The following is a 17,032-nucleotide window of genomic DNA, read 5'->3' on the forward strand; positions in this document are numbered from 1 at the left end:
GAGGTGTGCAATCTTGAGCCTGTATCCTTATGAGAAAATGCTTGAACGGCAGGATCTCCTGGAGAGACTGGATATTCTAATGGTTTGGGGACATTATGAGATTCGTGTGATGCGATTTCATCTGACTTCTTTTCCAGCGGGCCGAGTTGTGGATTTCCATAATCATGCGGAGTTTGAGTTTCATTTTATCCCGAGAGGTAAAGGTAAAGTTATTCTGGATGATCAGACACATGCACTCTCGGAAGGTATGCTGTATTTGACTGGACCGGGTGTCGTTCATTATCAGGAGGCTGATGCTAAAGAGGACATGGATGAACTATGTCTACATGTGGATATCGTTCACAAGCCAAGGGAACATGTCGATCCCTGGGAAGCAGCTGAATCGGAGGAAACGATTGAAAAGCTGAGAACGCTTCCGCTTACTCCAGTGAATGATTATCATCGGGCGATGCATTGTTTTTTGGAAGCCTACGAGGCATGTGATCAGAAACTGTTAGGTTATTATACGTCGATCAAGCAACTGGTTATTAGCATATTACTCAAAACCGTGCGAGCATACGACACCGGGGGGAATCGACCGGAAGCCCCTGTCCGGGATATGTCGGTATATCGCTATGAGTATGCAGTGCAGTATATGGAAGCGAATCACCCTACAGCGGTCACGCTGGAGCATGTAGCTGAGAAACTTCATATTAGCAGCAGACAATTGCAGCGAATCTTCTACCAAGTACAGCCGGAGATGCCGTTCAGCCGCGTACTGGAGGATATTCGTCTGCGCGCCGTGTGCCGCAATCTGGAGGAAAGTAACGTATCCATTGAACAGATCGCTCTTGCTTCAGGCTTCAATAACGCCAACTATTTGCATGCTGTATTTCGTAAACGTCTGGGGATGACCCCGTCGGCTTTTCGCAAAATGAAACAACCAATACTTAAGTGAGGGTGAATATATATGAGTAAAGTATATCGTATCGGAATTATTGGCTGTGGTGGAATCGCAAATGGTAAACATCTGCCGAGTTTGAGTAAACTGGATAATGTTGAACTGGTGGCTTTCTGCGATATTGTTCAGGAACGTGCAGATGAAGCCAAGCAGAAATATGGCTCTACCGATGCTGAAGTCTACACGGATTATCAGGAATTGCTTAAGGATGAGTCTTTGGACATTGTGCATGTACTTACGCCGAATATTTCTCATGCCGAGATTTCCATTGCCGCCCTGGAAGCGGGGAAACATGTCATGTGTGAAAAGCCAATGGCGAAGACATCTGCTGAAGCACAGCTCATGCTGGAAGCGGCAGAACGTACCGGCAAAAAACTGACCATCGGATACAACAACCGTTTCAGAGAAGACAGTCAGTATTTGAAGAAGGTGTGCGAAGCTGGTGAACTGGGTAATATTTATTTTGCCAAAGCACATGCGATTAGACGTAGAGCGGTACCGACCTGGGGTGTTTTCCTGGATGAGGAGAAACAAGGTGGCGGTCCATTGATTGACATTGGTACGCACGCACTCGATCTGACGCTCTGGATGATGGATAACTATCAACCAAAAGTTGTGCTGGGTACGACCTATCATGAGCTTTCGCAACGTGAAAATGCGGCCAATGCCTGGGGCCCATGGGACCCGAAACAATTCTCCGTCGAGGACTCGGCCTTTGGCATGATTGTGATGGAGAATGGGGCAACAATCATGCTGGAATCCAGTTGGGCACTGAACTCACTGGATGTGGATGAAGCGAAATGTAGCTTGAGCGGCAGCGAAGCGGGTGCGGATATGAAGAACGGACTGCGCATCAATGGCGAGAAATTCAGCCGTCTATACACGAACGAGATTGAACTAAGTGCAGGCGGGGTAGCATTCTACGATGGTAAGAGCGAGAGCGCACCGGATGTTGAGATGAGAAAGTGGATTGAAGCGATTGAGAACGATCAGGAGCCGGTGGTCACACCTAAACAAGCACTGGTTGTATCTCAGATCCTGGAAGCACTCTATGAATCTGCTCGCACAGGCAAGGCTGTGTACTTGAATAACGGTAGCGAAGTATAGAAAAGGCATAAATAATAGATTACAGAACCCTTTGTCCCGTTATTTGCGGACGGAGGGTTTTTTGGTGTTTTAGTTACTAGCTATTGGTCCATACCAGACTCTATTTCAGCACATATGATGAGAGAAAACTGAACTGAAAAGAGGGTATGTCTTGACTAAACACAAAACGGGTCATGGTGTTTCCATTGTTGTATGTACCAATCGGCCGCAATTTTTTGATAACATCCTGCAAAATTACAATCGGCAGCTTTATAAAAGCAAAGAATTGATCATTGTCCTGAATCATGACAGTATGAATCTGGCATTATACCAAAACCGGGTTCGAAATCTTGCCAATGTTCATGTATATCAAGTTCCGGAGAGCATTTCGCTAGGACAAAGTTTAAACGCCGGAATAACAAGGACTCGCTTTTCGTTGATTGCCAAATTTGATGATGATGACTACTATTCGCCATATTATTTGACTGAACAGGTGAGAGAACTTAGACGGACCAAAAGTGATATTGTGGGTAAACATTCGTGCCTGGTCTATTTGGGCGCATCCAAGACATTGTTGGTCAGATCTCCTGCTGAAAAAAATAAACCGGTTGAATTTGTTCAAGGGGGCACTATTTTATTCAAAAGAGAGATCTTGAAAAAAGTCCGCTTCACGGACCGTTCAATAGGGGAAGATGTGACCTTCCTGAGACAATGCAGGAAAAGAGGATTCAAAGCGTACGCGACCTCTCCTTATAATTATGTCTATCACCGCAGACAGAACAAAAAGAGTCATACCTGGAGAGCGGATGACAGCTTTTACCTGGAGGGAAGCAAAAAACTTGCGGTTACAGAGAATTTCAGACCTTTTGCTAATAAAAAGGTATAGAGGTGAAAGAGATGCTTCTGCCAAATGCAGATGCGTCTTTTTTGTGCCAAAATGCTTCAATTTGGAGGTGGTGAGAAAAAAATATGAATTTACTTGAAAAAAAGTATTGCATATAAGTTTAGTCGGAATTATATTAATGGTATAAGGTCTAGACCATATACAGATCGGAGTGTTTAGATGTCCAGTACGTTTTCATTTCGTTTTGAGAAAGTATCCACCAAAAAGGTTAGTGAATTCATTAGGGAACAACTGGAAGAAGCCATTATTTTGAAAGAATTGATGAGTGAAGAACAGCTTCCAGCCGAGCGAGATCTGGCAGAAATTTTTAACGTAAGCCGCATTACCGTTCGTGAGGCACTCTCTTCACTGGAAGAGAAAGGCTTGATTGAGAAAAGGGTGGGTGCCAAAGGCGGAACATTTGTATTGCCTCTGACAGCCAATTCGCATAAACGGACCAGAGAAGAAATTAAACGGGATTGGTCACAGATGCTGAAGGTGTTTGAATATCGAACCATCATCGAGCCGGAGGGAGCTTTCCTCGCTGCTGAGCGGATCACCGCAGGCGAACTGGAGCTGCTTGAGGGCTACATGGAACAAAGTATAGAGCCAGACTGCACAAGGGAATGGTTCAGAGCGCTGGATGTGAAATTTCATCTGGCCATCGCCAAAGCGTCTGGGAATCCATACTGCGAGAGAGCCGTCAGACAGATCCGGACGAAAATTAATCCGGCGCTCGACTTGATGCCTTATGATGACCGGATACGTACCGTCAATCACGGTGTACATATGGAGATTCTTGAAGCATTGAAAGCCCATGATAGCATCAAGTCTAAGGAGACGATGAAAAGGCATATCGAATTCTCGGCGGATGCAATCTATGCCCGTTTGGTTTCTGAATCGGACAAAAATGAAGGGAATGACAGCGAATGAATCGTTCAGAACTAATACAGCTGGCTCAGCCACTACAAGCCCAGTTAAGTGCTTGGCGCAGAGATTTACATCGCCATCCGGAAATCGGTTACGAGGAGCATCGCACATCCGCTATCGTAGCTGAGCATCTGGAAAGCCTGGGGCTGGAAGTTACACGTAATGTCGGACAGACCGGGGTTACAGGCCTGCTTCGCGGAGAGACCGATGGACCAACCTTTGCTTTGCGCGCGGACATGGATGCCCTACCAATCCAAGATCAGAAAGCGGTGGAATACCGCTCGCAAGTGGAAGGCAAAGCGCATCTGTGTGGACATGACGCTCATACCTCCATCCTGATGGGTGCAGCCCAGCTGCTTACTGGTCTTGGAAGACCGAAATCAGGCAATATCAAATTTATTTTCCAGCCAGCAGAAGAGGGACTTGCAGGTGCAAGAGCCATGATCCAGGACGGTGTTCTGGAGAATCCGAAGGTTGATGCCATCGCAGGATTACACATGACACCTGGACAGAACACGGGAACCTTGGGTGTAAGTCAGGGCGTTGCGTTTGCGTCAGCTGATCCCTTGATCATCAAGGTGTTTGGTAAGGGTGGCCACGCAGCTCGTCCGCATGAGGGCATTGACGCGATCGCGGTATCCGCTCAGGTCATCACCGCATTGCAAAATATCGTCAGTCGGATGGTTGATCCACTTGAACCGGCAGTAGTCACGATTGGCAAAATCACCGGAGGTTATATGGGAACAGCCATCGCCCCGGAAGTGGAGATGATCGGTACGGTTCGTACACTCTCACCTGCCATTCGTGAGCGGATGCCAGCTTTGATCGAGCAGGTTGTTAAAGGTGTCTGTGATTCTTTTGGAGCAGGATGTGAAGTTGTCTACGGCGATGGATACCCTGTTGTCGTGAATGATCTCGGCATGGTTGACCTGCTGACAGAGACTTGTGATCAGGTTAATGCGGAGAAGGGATGGACTTATATCAAACCCTCCACAGGGGGCGAGGACTTTGCCTTTTATTGTGAACAGATTCCGGGTGTGTTTTTCAGACTAGGATCTGGGAATGATGAGGAACGTACTCGCTATCCACTCCACCATCCCATGTTTGATCTTGATGAGACAGCGATGCCTTATGGTGTGGGCATGTTGTCTGCAGTAGCACTTGAATTTTTGGCAAGGAATACAACTTCTGAGGGGGAGCAATCACAATGAAAAAAAGACAATGGACAGGCTTGTGGATCACGTTACTGGCAGTCGTAATGGTACTCAGCGCCTGCGGAGGAAAATCGACAAGCACGAATGATAGTTCCGCAACAGAAGGAACGGGCGGTGGAAGCGCAAGTACAACACTGACCGTTGCTGCAGCAACAGATATTGAGAGTTTCGATCCGCACAACAACAACAACACCTCCAGTGAGGCAGTTCTGGTCAACGTTTTTGATTATCTAATCAAAAATGACAGTGAACAGAAAAAAGTGGCGGGACTTGCGACAACATGGGATCAGGTTGATGATACAACATGGAGATTTAAGCTGCGGGAAGGTGTAACCTTCCACAACGGCGATCCTTTCACTTCAGCAGATGTAAAATACACGCTGGAGCGCGTAGCCAAGGATGAGACACTCAAACAAAACAGTTATTTCAAAAATATCATAGAAGTTAAAGCGGTGGACGACTATACCGTAGATATTATCACGGATGGTCCAGATCCGTTGCTCCTGAATCGTTTGTCCAAAATGGGAGCTGGTATTCTGCCGGCAAAATATATTGCGGATAAAGGATTCGATGCTTTCCTGAAACAACCAGTAGGCACAGGTCCTTACAAGTTTAGTAAATGGACCAAAGATGATCGTGTGGAATTGGTGAAAAACGAGAACTACTTCGATGGTGAAACAAAATGGAATGAAGTGGTATTCCGCGTTATTCCTGAAGCCTCCACACGTGTATCCGAATTGCTTGCTGGTGGTGTAGATGTGGCGTCTTCCATTCCGTCCACCGACATTGCCCGGATCGAAGGCGAAGCAGATAAAAAGATTGTCAAAGCACCAATCCAACGTGTGCTTCAGTTGATCTTCCGTCAGACAGAAGGCAGCATCACGGCTGATCCGAAAGTACGTGAAGCGATTGACCTGGCTATCGACAAACAAGGAATCGTGGACAGCATTGCCGGCGGAGCAGGTATCGTAACCCGCACGTCTGTAACTCCAGGCAACTTCGGTGCTGATCCTTCATTGTACAAAACGTCACTCTATGACCAGGAAAAAGCCAAACAGCTCCTGCAAGAAGCTGGCTATGCAGAAGGTGAAGCCGAGATGACCATCTCCGTTTCTGCACAGTACAAAGAACAAGCTGAAGTTGTTGCAGCCATGCTGGAACAAGCCGGATTCAAAATCAATCTGGATGTCCTGGAAGCAAGTGCTTTCAGTGAACGTTACAGCTCCAAATCATTCAAAGAAATCTTCATGATTGGTATCGGTAACTCCTTGTTCGATGCTTCGAATAACTACAATCGTTATATGTTGGAAGAAGCAAAAGGCGAGTCGGATTACAACAATCCTGAAGTAGAAAAACTGCTTCAATCGGCATTGGTGAACATGGACCCTGCGTCTCGTGAGAAAGAGTATCAGCAAGTACAACAGATCTTCTCTGAAGAACGCCCAGCCGTATATCTGTACCAAATGGAAGGTGTCTACGGAACAAATGCGAAAGTGAACTTCGCGCCGCGCAGTGACGAGATGTTCTATGCTGACGAGATCACACCTGTTGCACAGTAACATCGAGCATAACAACCGGTCATTGAAAAGATAAGGCCGTGAACGGCAGGGACTGGATAACCATGTTCCTGCCGTTCTTTTTTAAAAGGGAGGTGAACAAGGAATGGGCAAATACGTACTTAAGTCATTACTACAGATCATTCCGGTGCTGTTCATTGTTTCATTAATTGTGTTCATTTTGGTTCGAGTTACCGGTGATCCGGTTGCGCTAATGTTGCCTGAAACGGCTACCGCTGAAGATCGTGCTGTCTTGACGCAGGCACTTGGTTTGGACCAGCCTTTATATACGCAATACGTGAAGTTTCTGGGCAGTGCGATACAGGGAGACTTTGGTCAGTCTTTTCGCTACAATCAGCCTGCGTTAGAGCTGGTGCTGGAGAGATTGCCTGCCAGCTTTGAACTGGCTGTAGCCGCCATGTTTTTTGCCGTACTTATGGCTGTGCCACTTGGAGTCATTTCAGCTGTGAAACGCAATACGTTTACCGATCTCATCATTTCAGGAATATCCGTCATTGGTAAGGCGATGCCAAACTTCTGGATGGGGATTATGCTTATCCTCTTGTTCTCCGTCATGCTGGGCGTATTGCCGGTATCTGGTCGCGGAGGGTTGTCACATCTGATCTTGCCGGCATTCACGCTTGGCGTTGGACTGGCCGCGCAGATGACCCGGCTGATTCGCTCCAGCATGCTGGAGATTCTGAATCAGGACTATATTCGAACAGCCCGCAGCAAGGGGCTTGGCCGAATGGTTGTCATTGTGAAACATGCATTTCGGAATGGATTGATTCCGGTCGTGACAATTATGAGTTTGCAGTTTACAAGTCTGATCGGGGGAACCTTGATTACGGAAACGGTATTCTCTTGGCCTGGACTGGGTCAATTGCTGGTCGTTGCAGTCAACACACATGATATGGCGATTGTACAGGCAGCTGTGTTTGTCATTGCGGTTATCGTTGTGGTAATCAACATCTTGACGGATGTAGCTTACAGGCTACTCGATCCACGCATCAAATACGACTAGAAGGAGGTGCAATCATATGACAGGCAGCAATGAAATGCCAATTCCGGGTACGGAACAGGAACAAGACAATGGGCGTGCACCAACGGGATTTCGTTATATCTGGCAACAACTGATCATCAGCAAGACCGGAATGTTTGGTGCTGTGCTTGTATTGTTGGTTGTGTTAATTGCCATAGGTGCACCTCTATTGACGAGTCATGATCCGGCGGCGGTTAATCCGCTGGGCCGACTTAAACCACCAGCGTGGCTTGAGGGCGGAACGGCCGAATACTGGCTGGGTACCGATAATCTGGGTAGAGACATGTGGAGTCGAATTGTATATGGTGCCCGAGTTTCATTAATCGTGGGGATGGGTGCCGTGATTGTGTCAGGAATCATTGGCGCGATTCTGGGGCTGGTATCCGGATTCTACGGGAAATGGCTGGATGCAGTCATCATGCGTGTAGGTGATGCATTCATGGCGATTCCAACCATTCTGTTCATGCTTGTTGTGATGGCGATTGTTGGCCCGGGTATTACAACGTTGATCTTTGTCATCGGGGTGACGAACTGGGTTCCATTCACCCGTGTGGTAAGAAGTGAAGTACTAAGTATCAAAGAGCGGGATTTTGTTCATGCGGCCAGATCAATTGGCGCGAAGAATGGAAGATTGATTCTGAAACACATTCTGCCGAATATCCTTTCATCTTTTATCGTGATCTGTGGTATGAATGTCGGCACGACAATTATTATGGAAGCTTCACTCAGTTTCCTGGGTCTGGGTATCAAACCACCCGATGTATCCTGGGGAGGGATGCTCAGTGATGGCAGACAATACGTTGCTACAAGCTGGTGGGTTGCTACATTCCCGGGACTAGCCATTACATTTACCGTACTCGGTGTTATTTTCCTTGGAGATTGGCTGCGTGATGTGCTTGATCCACGTACGGAGACAACCCAAAAATAAACAGGGAAGGGAGCCATGAAGATGAATCAAAGACCAATTATGCCGGAGGATCTGGTTCACTATCGTTGGATAAGTCAGCCTGTTGTCAGCCCGAACGGACAAGTGGCTTATGTGGAACAGACCATTGATCAGGATAAAAACGAATATAATACACAAATTCGAGGGATTTCGCTCGATGGTGATAAAGATATTGCACTTTCGAATGGTACGAAGGATTCATCGCCTGCTTGGTCGCCGGATGGGACACAGCTCACATTCATTCGCTCAGAGGATGGAGGTAAAGGACTATGGACGCTCGATTTAGATAAAAAAGAGCCTGTCATGCTGATATCTCCCGCACGTAAAATATTGAGTTATATCTGGTCTCCGAATGGGAAGTACATTGCTTTCACCAGTAAAGTTCAACCCGAGGAGCAACAGAATAAGGCTGAAGTGCATCAAGAGTCTGCACCTCTGCTGCGAGGTAAGGTCTTCGAACGAACAACGCCGAAGGCGGAAGGTTCCGGATGGTGGGATGGTCAATACAGCCATTTGTTTGTATATGAGATCGGAAGTGGGGAGATCACACAGATGACTTCCGGGCTATGGAATATCAGTGCTCCGGCGTGGTCGCCAGATAGCAAGCAGCTTTCTTTCATTTCGAAGCAAGTAGAGGATGAGGAGCTTGATGCGGATCTGCTGTACTTTACGGATATATACAGCGTTCGATTGGGAGAGCGTGATCTGTTCAAAGTGACGGATTCCAGTCTGGCGATAAGTCAATTCTCCTATTCATCCGACGGGCAGCAGTTGATCCTGATCGCCAGTGATCGTGAGTATGGAAGCGGGAGCCACAACAGCTTATACGCTGTCCCCGTTCATCGAGGTATACCCAGGCCAATCGCACCTCAATTAGATATGCAGATTGGTAACGCGGCGCTTGGAGATATGAAGTCGGCAGGTGCGTCACCTTCTCCTATCTCGGATGCCCATCATCCGGAACGTGGTGTGTATGTACTTGGGACGCAGAACGGGAATGTGGATGTGTACCGTATTCAAGATAATGGAGAGTGTCAATCCGTTACGGGTGCTGGTGAAAAGGATGTGTATCAGTATACCTTAACGCCAGATGGTACGTCGCTGGTTATCGCTGCGTTAACTGCTGAACAACCCGGAGAGTTATATCGCGTGGATATCAACAGTGGTGAGATGTTCAGGCTCACCCGGCGAAATGATGAATTCATGGCTGAATTGGCTGTAAATGTGCCAGTCCGTGTAGAGTTTACGTCCTCCGATGGATGGCCGCTTCAAGGTTGGTTAGCCACACCGGCAATACGTGACACCAATGGGAAACTGCCACTGATTTTGCAGATTCATGGTGGACCCCACGCAATGTATACGGGAACATATAGTCATGAGATGCAGACACTCGTTGCGCAAGGTTATGCTGTGCTGTGGATCAATCCTCGCGGGAGTATGGGATACGGTCAGGAGTTTGCCAGAGCTTGCCGTGGTGACTTTGCCGGAGGGGATTACCGGGATCTGATGGAAGCTGTTGATTATGCCCTGGCTACATACGATTTCCTTGATGCATCACGTCTGGGTGTAGCGGGTGGCAGTTATGGTGGAGTGATGACCAACTGGATTGTAGCACATACACACCGCTTCAAGGCGGCTGTAACCCAGCGTTGCATCTCCAACTGGTTATCCATGTATGGAACGAGCGATATTGGAATTTCCTATGTCGAGGGAGTCATTGGGGGTAATCCCGCGGAAAACGCCGAATTCCTGTGGTCCCGCTCACCACTAGCTCATGCACACGACATTGAGACGCCACTTCTGATTATGCACGGAGAGCAGGACTATCGGACACCGATTGCGCAAGCGGAAGAAATGTATACCACGCTAAAACGATACGGCAAAAAGACCAAACTGATACGTTATCCGGGTTCCAACCACAGTTTGCTCAAAAGCGGTAAACCTTCACTTCGGATCGATAGCTTCGAACAGGTGAATGCCTGGTTCAATCAGTACCTCGGGGATGAGGAGGGCGAGCAATGAGTCGAACTCATCTGTCCATTCCTGTAGGGCTTCTTGTAGAGAATGTTCTGACAAGTGGGGAACCCAAAGAAGTGATTATTGAATGTTTACAACGTCGAGACTATTCCCGGTTGCTGCCTCTGGTTAAGGAATCCGCGATGGATTTTGATGAAAGACTACAGACAGCAACTGATATCGGAGACGATTGGGAAAAGGCGATACGTCAAGGTTATGAGTTCAAGTTTTTGCATATTAACGGGTTGAAACGATTGCTCGATTTCCGGTTTGACCGTAAGGTGGATCGGGATTACGTTCAAGATGAGTTGTCTCTGAAGCATATTCGTCTGACGGCACAAGAGATTGAACTGCTACAATCGTTAATTGGCAGACAGTGGATCGTACAAGCAGAAGAAACAGAGGTAGCAGAAGAAGGCAGAACAGATAGCGAGTCATCCTCCTGCATTCCTGTCCGTATTCAATTGAAATTCCCATAGTATGACCAGAAGAAGCCGCGATGATCGCGGTTTTTTTGCTATGTACAGGTAGAAATGAGGATGACTGAATTCAAAAGTTGAAATCGGACTTTGCATGATTTATAGTTATATTAAATGATACTGTTTTCTATCGAAAATGCAGGTGTAAAAAGGAGGACATGGAATGTCCATTCAAAATGTTCTGGGTAAAATTCAAATATCGGATGATGTGATCTCCAAAATTGTCGGCAAGATTGCGAATACCACCAGTGAGATTTCCTCCATGTCGACAGGACTTATAGAAGGGGTCACCAAAAAGTTCAGCGGGAAAAGTCTGCAAAATGGCGTAGCTATCCGCAAGGTAGAATCAAGACTGGAGATAAACTTAAAGGTTGTCGTTTGTTATGGAACGAAAGTGCATGAAGTCTGCAGGGAATTGCAAAACAATGTGAGATTACATGTGGAACTGCTGACCGGATTAACCATTGATACGGTGAATGTGATCGTTGAGGGGTTATCATTCAACCAACCTGCTGCGAGGTTTTAGTCCAATTTCAACTACCTAGAGGAGTGACAGCGATGAATAAAATTTCCATAATAAAAGCCAGTCCACAATCATTAGTCGGCGGGCAACTAAATCAGATGGCACTTGAATATATGGCCTATTCGCTTGCAGGTACCAAGGATAAAGGCATTATAGAAAAAACATTCAACAAGTTATGGCGTTCAAATCAGAACCGATTCAGTCACCAATTCGCCTTTGAAGCTAAAATGGGTAACCAAACGCTGGGCATGATCATGTGTTATCCGACCACTATAATGAACAAACTTGCTTTGCCAACGTTCTCCAAACTGTTTGAACTTCGTAAATGGAGCCTGATTAAGTATAATCTCCAACACTGGAAAGAGTTTTACTCCATGGTGACATTAAAAGAAGCGGAGGACGACGAGTACCACATCGGAACATTGGCTACCTTGCCTGAAAGCAGAGGACTTGGTGTAGGGACACACCTCATTCATTTTGCTGAGGAGCAAGCTATAACACAAGGTCTGTCCAAATCTTCACTTACGGTTAAAAAGGAAAATCTACTAGCTATTAAACTCTACGAGCGTTTGGGATACCAGAGAGTAGGGGAAATCAATAAACCGTCGTTATCCCTGTACAGGATGTCCAAAAAACTGGTGTAATGTTTTCTGATACGAATAGAAAAAAGCAGCAAACTGGAGAGTTTCACATATATAAGCCTACATTGGAACAGTTAAAAGTGTGAGCTGGAGGGGCGCTTTATGCGTCCCTTTTTTAGTTTTCAGATTTTTCTCATAAAAAAAGTAACTTGACTTTTGTGGGTGATTAAGCAGGTACTTGACAGGGGTGTGGTATAGTATAAAAAGTTCTTTAATGAAGTAAGACGGAGAAATATACAATGTGGGGTGTAACCAGTGTATCAATATAAGGATCAGGAATATGAAGCAGTACATTTTGAGGGACGTGATCTGCGCTATGGAGAACTCATAAGCTGTGTTTTCAAGCAGTGTACATTTATGAACGCTTCTATGGAAGAAATCGAAACGAGTAACTGTCGTTTTATCGAGTGTGACTTCAAAGGGGCTTCCATGAATGGTTCGATTCATACGGAATCGGCTTTTGAAAACTGCACCTTCGGTGGTGCAAATCTCTTTGCTTCCAAATTCAGCTCCTGCAAGATGACAGGCTCAGACTTTTCAGGTGCGCAAATGGATGGCATCACACTAAGTCACGGCGATTGGTCCTATACAAATCTGAGACATACACGTTTGGGGAAACAGGATCTGCGAGGAATTCGTTTCTTTGAGGCTGACTTTACGGACACGGATTTCACCAAAGCGGATTTGAGAGACTGTGATCTTACCCGAGTTGTATTAAGCAGAGCTAAGCTGCAAGGGGCCGATCTACGAGGGGCTAACCTGGAAGGAATCGATCTGAAATCACTGGATATCAAAGGTGTACGTTTGGATCGCGAACAAGCCGTTCTGTTTGTACGCTCGTATGGTGCGAAAGTAGATTGAGTTGAACATACACAGCAGCAAGCCGCCCTTAAGGCGGCTTTTTTGACGTTAAAGCTTTCCCATTCAAGCAAATTGGCAGGAATAAGAGATCTAAACAAGAAGTAGTTAACATAAGTTTCAACTAAAAGGAGGTTATCATGACCGTCACATTAATTATTATTGTTGCTATTATTGTCTTTGGGCTTATAACAGGCACAATCACTACAATTATGGCATTTAAACTGCTACGTAACAATAAAGAGAATCAGCATCTTCGAAAGAGCATTCTGATGGACGGAATTCCAGCAGAAGCGATTATTCATGATATTGTACAGACATCATCCAGTATGGATGGAAGGCCGGGGGTACGATTGGATTTGACTGTAACCCAAGTTGACGGCCGCACCTTCCCAACAATTGTAGAGACTTATATTCCAATCACACATATTCCCCATTTTCAGAAAGGAAATGTCATTAACGTAAGATACATTGCGATGGGGAATGAACGAAAAGTTGAGGTAGAGGATGCCTACCTTCCGTGAGGCAATCATGACGATTACATCATGAAGATTTGCGTAAAGGTAAGTAAGACTGATAACGATAGTAAAGGACAGAATCACTTGGTTTAGGAGGATTTTTTCTGAAATTAATTAAAACATATGATGTGGATCTGAGTGAAGAATGGTCAACTCTTCTTCAAGAATTACTTGTTGCCAGTTTTCCGGAAGTTTATCCGAAAGACAGATTGTTTTTTAAGCAAATACCACAGGGCAGAGTATTGGCATTTACGTCTGATAACCAATTAGTTGGGCATGTAGGAATAGATTACAGGATGATGAATTTAAATGGAAAACCCATAAGAGTGTTAGGGATAATCGATTTGTGTGTTTCTCCTGCTATTCGCTCTCAGGGAATCGCTTCATTGTTAATTTCCGAAGTAGAAAGGATGGCCAAAGCGCGTGTTGATTTTATCCTTTTATTTGCGGATCATGAGGAATTGTATAGTAAAAATGGATTCAAAACGGTAAGCAACACATGTAAGTGGTTGAAAATTGATCATGAAACCTTAACCACAGTTGGAGTTGGGACTGAAAAGATAGAGGGGTTAATGATTAAAGAAGTTGGAACCCTGCCATGGGAAGAAGGAGAACTCGATTTTTTGGGATATTTATATTAATCTTTACTCGCCAAGATTGAAGAAGGGCGCCTTGACCCATATCGTATTCCATGTTACGTTTTCTGTATTCAAATTGTGAGCTTTCAAAGGGGTGATAAAGTGATGACTGAACTGGAGGTTGTAGATGTTTATGTGGACCTGTCAACGAATATGAACAATGGCATGGTTCACAATATAACTAATCAGAATCCGGCACTTTGTCCTCCTATGCATAAATCTACTTGGCGCTGAGTGGTTTATCGCCAGGTATCTTTATTGTATAAGCGAATCTAAATTCTGATTATGTTCAAATATTAAAGTGAGGGAATCCATGCCATGATCGATGGTGAAATCCCGTCAGTTTACTTTTATATTTCACATAAAAAGGATGATCTGCATGTCTTTAATCAACGTTACCAATCTGACCTTTGCTTATGAAGGCAGTTACGATAATATATTTGAAAATGTTAGTTTTCAGTTGGACTCCGATTGGAAATTGGGTTTTACCGGAAGGAACGGCAGAGGCAAAACAACCTTCCTCAATCTGTTACTCGGCAAATATGAATACAGCGGACATATCTCTGCGAATGTTAGCTTTGAATACTTTCCTTACCAGGTAGAGAATAAGGGAGCTATGACCGTCGATGTCATCGGCGAGATTCATCCTGAATATCTGCACTGGCAAGTTGTGCGCGAGCTTAACCTGTTAAAAGTGTCAGAAGATGTGTTGTATCGGCCTTTCGATACGTTATCCAACGGAGAACAAACAAAGGTGATGCTGGCTGCTTTGTTCCTGAAGGATAATCGGTTTCTGCTCATTGATGAACCTACCAATCATCTTGATCTTCATGCAAGACAAATTGTCAGTAATTATCTTGGCAGCAAGAGTGGATTTATTTTGGTATCTCACGATCGGGCGTTTCTGGATCACAGCGTGGACCATATCCTTTCCATCAATAAGAGTAACATCGAGATTCAGAAAGGCAATTTTTCCGCTTGGTGGGAAAATAAAAGAAGGCAAGATCAGTTTGAACTTGCGAGTAATGAGAAATTAATAAAAGATATCAAGCGTTTATCCGATTCTGCCAAACGGACCGGTGGATGGTCGCATGAAGTGGAAAAGACCAAAAATGGTACGAGAAACTCCGGTTCCAAGGTGGATAAAGGATATATTGGGCACAAGGCCGCCAAAATGATGAAACGTTCCAAAAATATCGAACAAAGGCAGCAGTCTGCGATTCAAGATAAGTCTAAACTTCTCAAAAATATCGAGAGTGCAGAACGACTGCAGATCCATCAGCTGGATTTTCACAAGAATGAACTTGTCGAATTGGAACATGTGTCGATATCGTACGGGGCCAATACGGTGTGCAAGGATGTCAGTATCACGGTTGAAAAAGGAGATCGTATTGCCCTTTACGGTAAAAATGGATCTGGCAAATCCAGCATTCTTAAACTGATCTGTGGTGAAGATATTGCTTATACAGGTCTTTTCCGAAAGGATCATCAGCTTAAAATCTCGTATGTATCGCAGGACACGTCCGATCTCGGAGGGCATTTATCTGAGTATGCGGCCACACAGGGAATTGATGAAAGCCTGTTTAAATCAATACTTCGAAAGTTGGATTTTTCCAGACTGCAATTGGAGAAAGATATCTCAACGTTTAGCGCAGGTCAAAAAAAGAAAGTGCTCATTGCCAAAAGTCTTAGTGAGAAAGCTCATCTGCATATTTGGGATGAACCACTCAACTTTGTAGATGTCATTTCACGTATGCAGATCGAAGATTTACTGCTGGAATACTCGCCAACCCTGCTGTTTGTAGAGCATGATCGTGAATTTTGTACCAATATTGCAACGAGAATCATTGAACTATGAGTATTAACGAAGAACAATTCCTTGTTAGGAGCCGCCATATGGCGGCTCTTAAACTTTACATAATCTCATATCTCGATCAACCATATAAAAGTTGTTTGTTACACGCACACATTGGTATGGTGAGGAAGTATGCTATAATTTTATAGTCTAATCCAATCATATGATGGATGAACAGATCAAATTGTTGAACTATACTCGCTAAGAGGTGTAATACCAATGAAAAAGGAAATGACTACAATCAAACAAACCAGGCTTCATTCCATTTTGGACGAGGCCACCAAATTATTGATTGAAAAACCGAATGCTTCCATGAATGAAATTGCAGAATCTGCAAAAATCGGGATCGCTACGTTACATCGCTACGTGGAAAGCCGCGAACAGCTCATGGTTCATCTGGGATTACGCGCAATCGAGGTGGTCAGTGAGACTATGCAACAAGTTCAACTGGATGAAGAGCACTGTGAAAAGTACATACCTGAGCTGATTGAGGCGCTGATTCCATTAGGCGACAAAATATATTTTCTGGCTCATGACACCACCATTAACTATAATCCAGAGATTGAGGGAGCAGATCTGAAACTGAGACAACCGGTACTGCATGCAGTCGGTCTGTTACAACAAAAAGGTTATTTCCGCTCCGATCTTGATAAAACCTGGATTGTCGATGTGCTGTATTCCATCATGTTCCTGACGTGGCAGCAGGTTGTAAGTGGTCATATCGCGAGAAAAGCAGCCCCAGCGCTTGTAGTAGACACGTTTTATCATGGGTTTAAGCAGCACTAGGTCAGCGCCAATTGAAGGAAAAAAACAATAGATTCTAATACGAAAACACCCCCAAACAGTCAATCGTATCGTTTGATACGCAGACTATTTGAGGGTGTTTTTTTTGTTCGCACCAGCGTTT

Annotated in this window: 17 protein-coding genes; all 17 read left to right on the plus strand. The window is 45.1% G+C overall.

All coding sequences use genetic code 11. The features are described 5' to 3' along the window. The first annotated feature begins 13 nt into the window (after positions 1-13). The 17 genes from J2X75_RS06245 (at position 14) to J2X75_RS06325 (ending at position 16,911) form a co-directional block, all read left to right on the plus strand. Positions 14-937, plus strand: coding sequence for a helix-turn-helix domain-containing protein (locus J2X75_RS06245; protein WP_310335039.1), 924 nt, complete (start codon positions 14-16; stop codon positions 935-937). Between the two features lie 12 nt (positions 938-949). Next, positions 950-2,047, plus strand: a complete 1,098-nt coding sequence (locus J2X75_RS06250) for a Gfo/Idh/MocA family protein (RefSeq protein ID WP_310335041.1) — start codon at positions 950-952, stop codon at positions 2,045-2,047. Positions 2,048-2,198: 151 nt separating this feature from the next. Beyond that, a complete protein-coding gene (locus J2X75_RS06255) occupies positions 2,199-2,912 on the plus strand; it encodes a glycosyltransferase family 2 protein (protein ID WP_310335042.1) in 714 nt (237 codons plus the stop codon). Between the two features lie 177 nt (positions 2,913-3,089). Then, positions 3,090-3,842 carry a FadR/GntR family transcriptional regulator gene (locus J2X75_RS06260; RefSeq protein WP_091016565.1) on the plus strand — a complete coding sequence of 251 codons (753 nt, stop codon included), beginning with the start codon at positions 3,090-3,092 and terminating at the stop codon, positions 3,840-3,842. Further along, entirely contained in the window at positions 3,839-5,050 is a 1,212-nt protein-coding gene (locus J2X75_RS06265; RefSeq protein ID WP_091016564.1) for a M20 metallopeptidase family protein, read from the plus strand. The genes J2X75_RS06260 and J2X75_RS06265 overlap by 4 nt, the downstream gene beginning before the upstream one ends. Next, positions 5,047-6,612, plus strand: a complete 1,566-nt coding sequence (locus J2X75_RS06270) for an ABC transporter substrate-binding protein (protein ID WP_310335047.1) — start codon at positions 5,047-5,049, stop codon at positions 6,610-6,612. Before J2X75_RS06265 ends, J2X75_RS06270 begins: the two co-directional genes overlap by 4 nt. 103 nt (positions 6,613-6,715) lie before the next feature. Continuing rightward, the gene (locus J2X75_RS06275; protein WP_091016560.1) at positions 6,716-7,633 is read left to right on the plus strand and encodes an ABC transporter permease; all 918 of its coding nucleotides are present in this window, start codon (positions 6,716-6,718) and stop codon (positions 7,631-7,633) included. A 16-nt stretch (positions 7,634-7,649) separates the two neighbouring features. Then, positions 7,650-8,579: an ABC transporter permease gene (locus J2X75_RS06280; protein WP_310335051.1), complete on the plus strand. Its 930-nt coding sequence runs from the start codon at positions 7,650-7,652 to the stop codon at positions 8,577-8,579. 21 nt (positions 8,580-8,600) lie between these two features. Then, positions 8,601-10,619: a prolyl oligopeptidase family serine peptidase gene (locus J2X75_RS06285; protein WP_310335053.1), complete on the plus strand. Its 2,019-nt coding sequence runs from the start codon at positions 8,601-8,603 to the stop codon at positions 10,617-10,619. Then, a complete protein-coding gene (locus J2X75_RS06290; protein ID WP_310335055.1) occupies positions 10,616-11,092 on the plus strand; it encodes a hypothetical protein in 477 nt (158 codons plus the stop codon). The genes J2X75_RS06285 and J2X75_RS06290 overlap by 4 nt, the downstream gene beginning before the upstream one ends. A gap of 163 nt (positions 11,093-11,255) precedes the next feature. Continuing rightward, a complete protein-coding gene (locus J2X75_RS06295) occupies positions 11,256-11,618 on the plus strand; it encodes an Asp23/Gls24 family envelope stress response protein (protein WP_307536885.1) in 363 nt (120 codons plus the stop codon). Between the two features lie 32 nt (positions 11,619-11,650). Further along, positions 11,651-12,259: a GNAT family N-acetyltransferase gene (locus J2X75_RS06300; protein ID WP_310335057.1), complete on the plus strand. Its 609-nt coding sequence runs from the start codon at positions 11,651-11,653 to the stop codon at positions 12,257-12,259. Positions 12,260-12,511: 252 nt separating this feature from the next. Beyond that, positions 12,512-13,117, plus strand: a complete 606-nt coding sequence (locus tag J2X75_RS06305) for a pentapeptide repeat-containing protein (protein WP_036608249.1) — start codon at positions 12,512-12,514, stop codon at positions 13,115-13,117. Between the two features lie 137 nt (positions 13,118-13,254). Then, a complete protein-coding gene (locus J2X75_RS06310; protein WP_310335061.1) occupies positions 13,255-13,638 on the plus strand; it encodes a hypothetical protein in 384 nt (127 codons plus the stop codon). A 122-nt stretch (positions 13,639-13,760) separates the two neighbouring features. Next, positions 13,761-14,273 (plus strand): GNAT family N-acetyltransferase, encoded by a 513-nt coding sequence (locus J2X75_RS06315; RefSeq protein WP_310335062.1) that lies wholly within the window; start codon positions 13,761-13,763, stop codon positions 14,271-14,273. 376 nt (positions 14,274-14,649) lie between these two features. Further along, complete coding sequence (locus J2X75_RS06320; RefSeq protein ID WP_310335064.1) at positions 14,650-16,128, plus strand: Lsa family ABC-F type ribosomal protection protein; 1,479 nt, start codon at positions 14,650-14,652, stop codon at positions 16,126-16,128. Between the two features lie 216 nt (positions 16,129-16,344). Next, complete coding sequence (locus tag J2X75_RS06325) at positions 16,345-16,911, plus strand: TetR/AcrR family transcriptional regulator (RefSeq protein WP_310335066.1); 567 nt, start codon at positions 16,345-16,347, stop codon at positions 16,909-16,911. The last annotated feature ends 121 nt before the right edge of the window (positions 16,912-17,032 follow it).

It is taken from the genome of Paenibacillus sp. 2003, from assembly GCF_031455635.1.
Classification (GTDB): Bacteria; Bacillota; Bacilli; order Paenibacillales; family Paenibacillaceae; genus Paenibacillus; species Paenibacillus amylolyticus_B.

Excerpts from the sequence above, each read along its gene's own strand:
- J2X75_RS06275 (WP_091016560.1), top strand. The coding sequence starts at position 6,716 with ATGGGCAAATACGTACTTAAGTCATTACTACAGATCATTCCGGTGCTG.
- J2X75_RS06285 (WP_310335053.1), top strand. The coding sequence starts at position 8,601 with ATGAATCAAAGACCAATTATGCCGGAGGATCTGGTTCACTATCGTTGG.
- J2X75_RS06290 (WP_310335055.1), top strand. The coding sequence starts at position 10,616 with ATGAGTCGAACTCATCTGTCCATTCCTGTAGGGCTTCTTGTAGAGAAT.
- J2X75_RS06260 (WP_091016565.1), top strand. The coding sequence starts at position 3,090 with ATGTCCAGTACGTTTTCATTTCGTTTTGAGAAAGTATCCACCAAAAAG.
- J2X75_RS06300 (WP_310335057.1), top strand. The coding sequence starts at position 11,651 with ATGAATAAAATTTCCATAATAAAAGCCAGTCCACAATCATTAGTCGGC.
- J2X75_RS06320 (WP_310335064.1), top strand. The coding sequence starts at position 14,650 with ATGTCTTTAATCAACGTTACCAATCTGACCTTTGCTTATGAAGGCAGT.
- J2X75_RS06280 (WP_310335051.1), top strand. The coding sequence starts at position 7,650 with ATGACAGGCAGCAATGAAATGCCAATTCCGGGTACGGAACAGGAACAA.
- J2X75_RS06270 (WP_310335047.1), top strand. The coding sequence starts at position 5,047 with ATGAAAAAAAGACAATGGACAGGCTTGTGGATCACGTTACTGGCAGTC.
- J2X75_RS06265 (WP_091016564.1), top strand. The coding sequence starts at position 3,839 with ATGAATCGTTCAGAACTAATACAGCTGGCTCAGCCACTACAAGCCCAG.
- J2X75_RS06295 (WP_307536885.1), top strand. The coding sequence starts at position 11,256 with ATGTCCATTCAAAATGTTCTGGGTAAAATTCAAATATCGGATGATGTG.
- J2X75_RS06325 (WP_310335066.1), top strand. The coding sequence starts at position 16,345 with ATGAAAAAGGAAATGACTACAATCAAACAAACCAGGCTTCATTCCATT.
- J2X75_RS06310 (WP_310335061.1), top strand. The coding sequence starts at position 13,255 with ATGACCGTCACATTAATTATTATTGTTGCTATTATTGTCTTTGGGCTT.
- J2X75_RS06250 (WP_310335041.1), top strand. The coding sequence starts at position 950 with ATGAGTAAAGTATATCGTATCGGAATTATTGGCTGTGGTGGAATCGCA.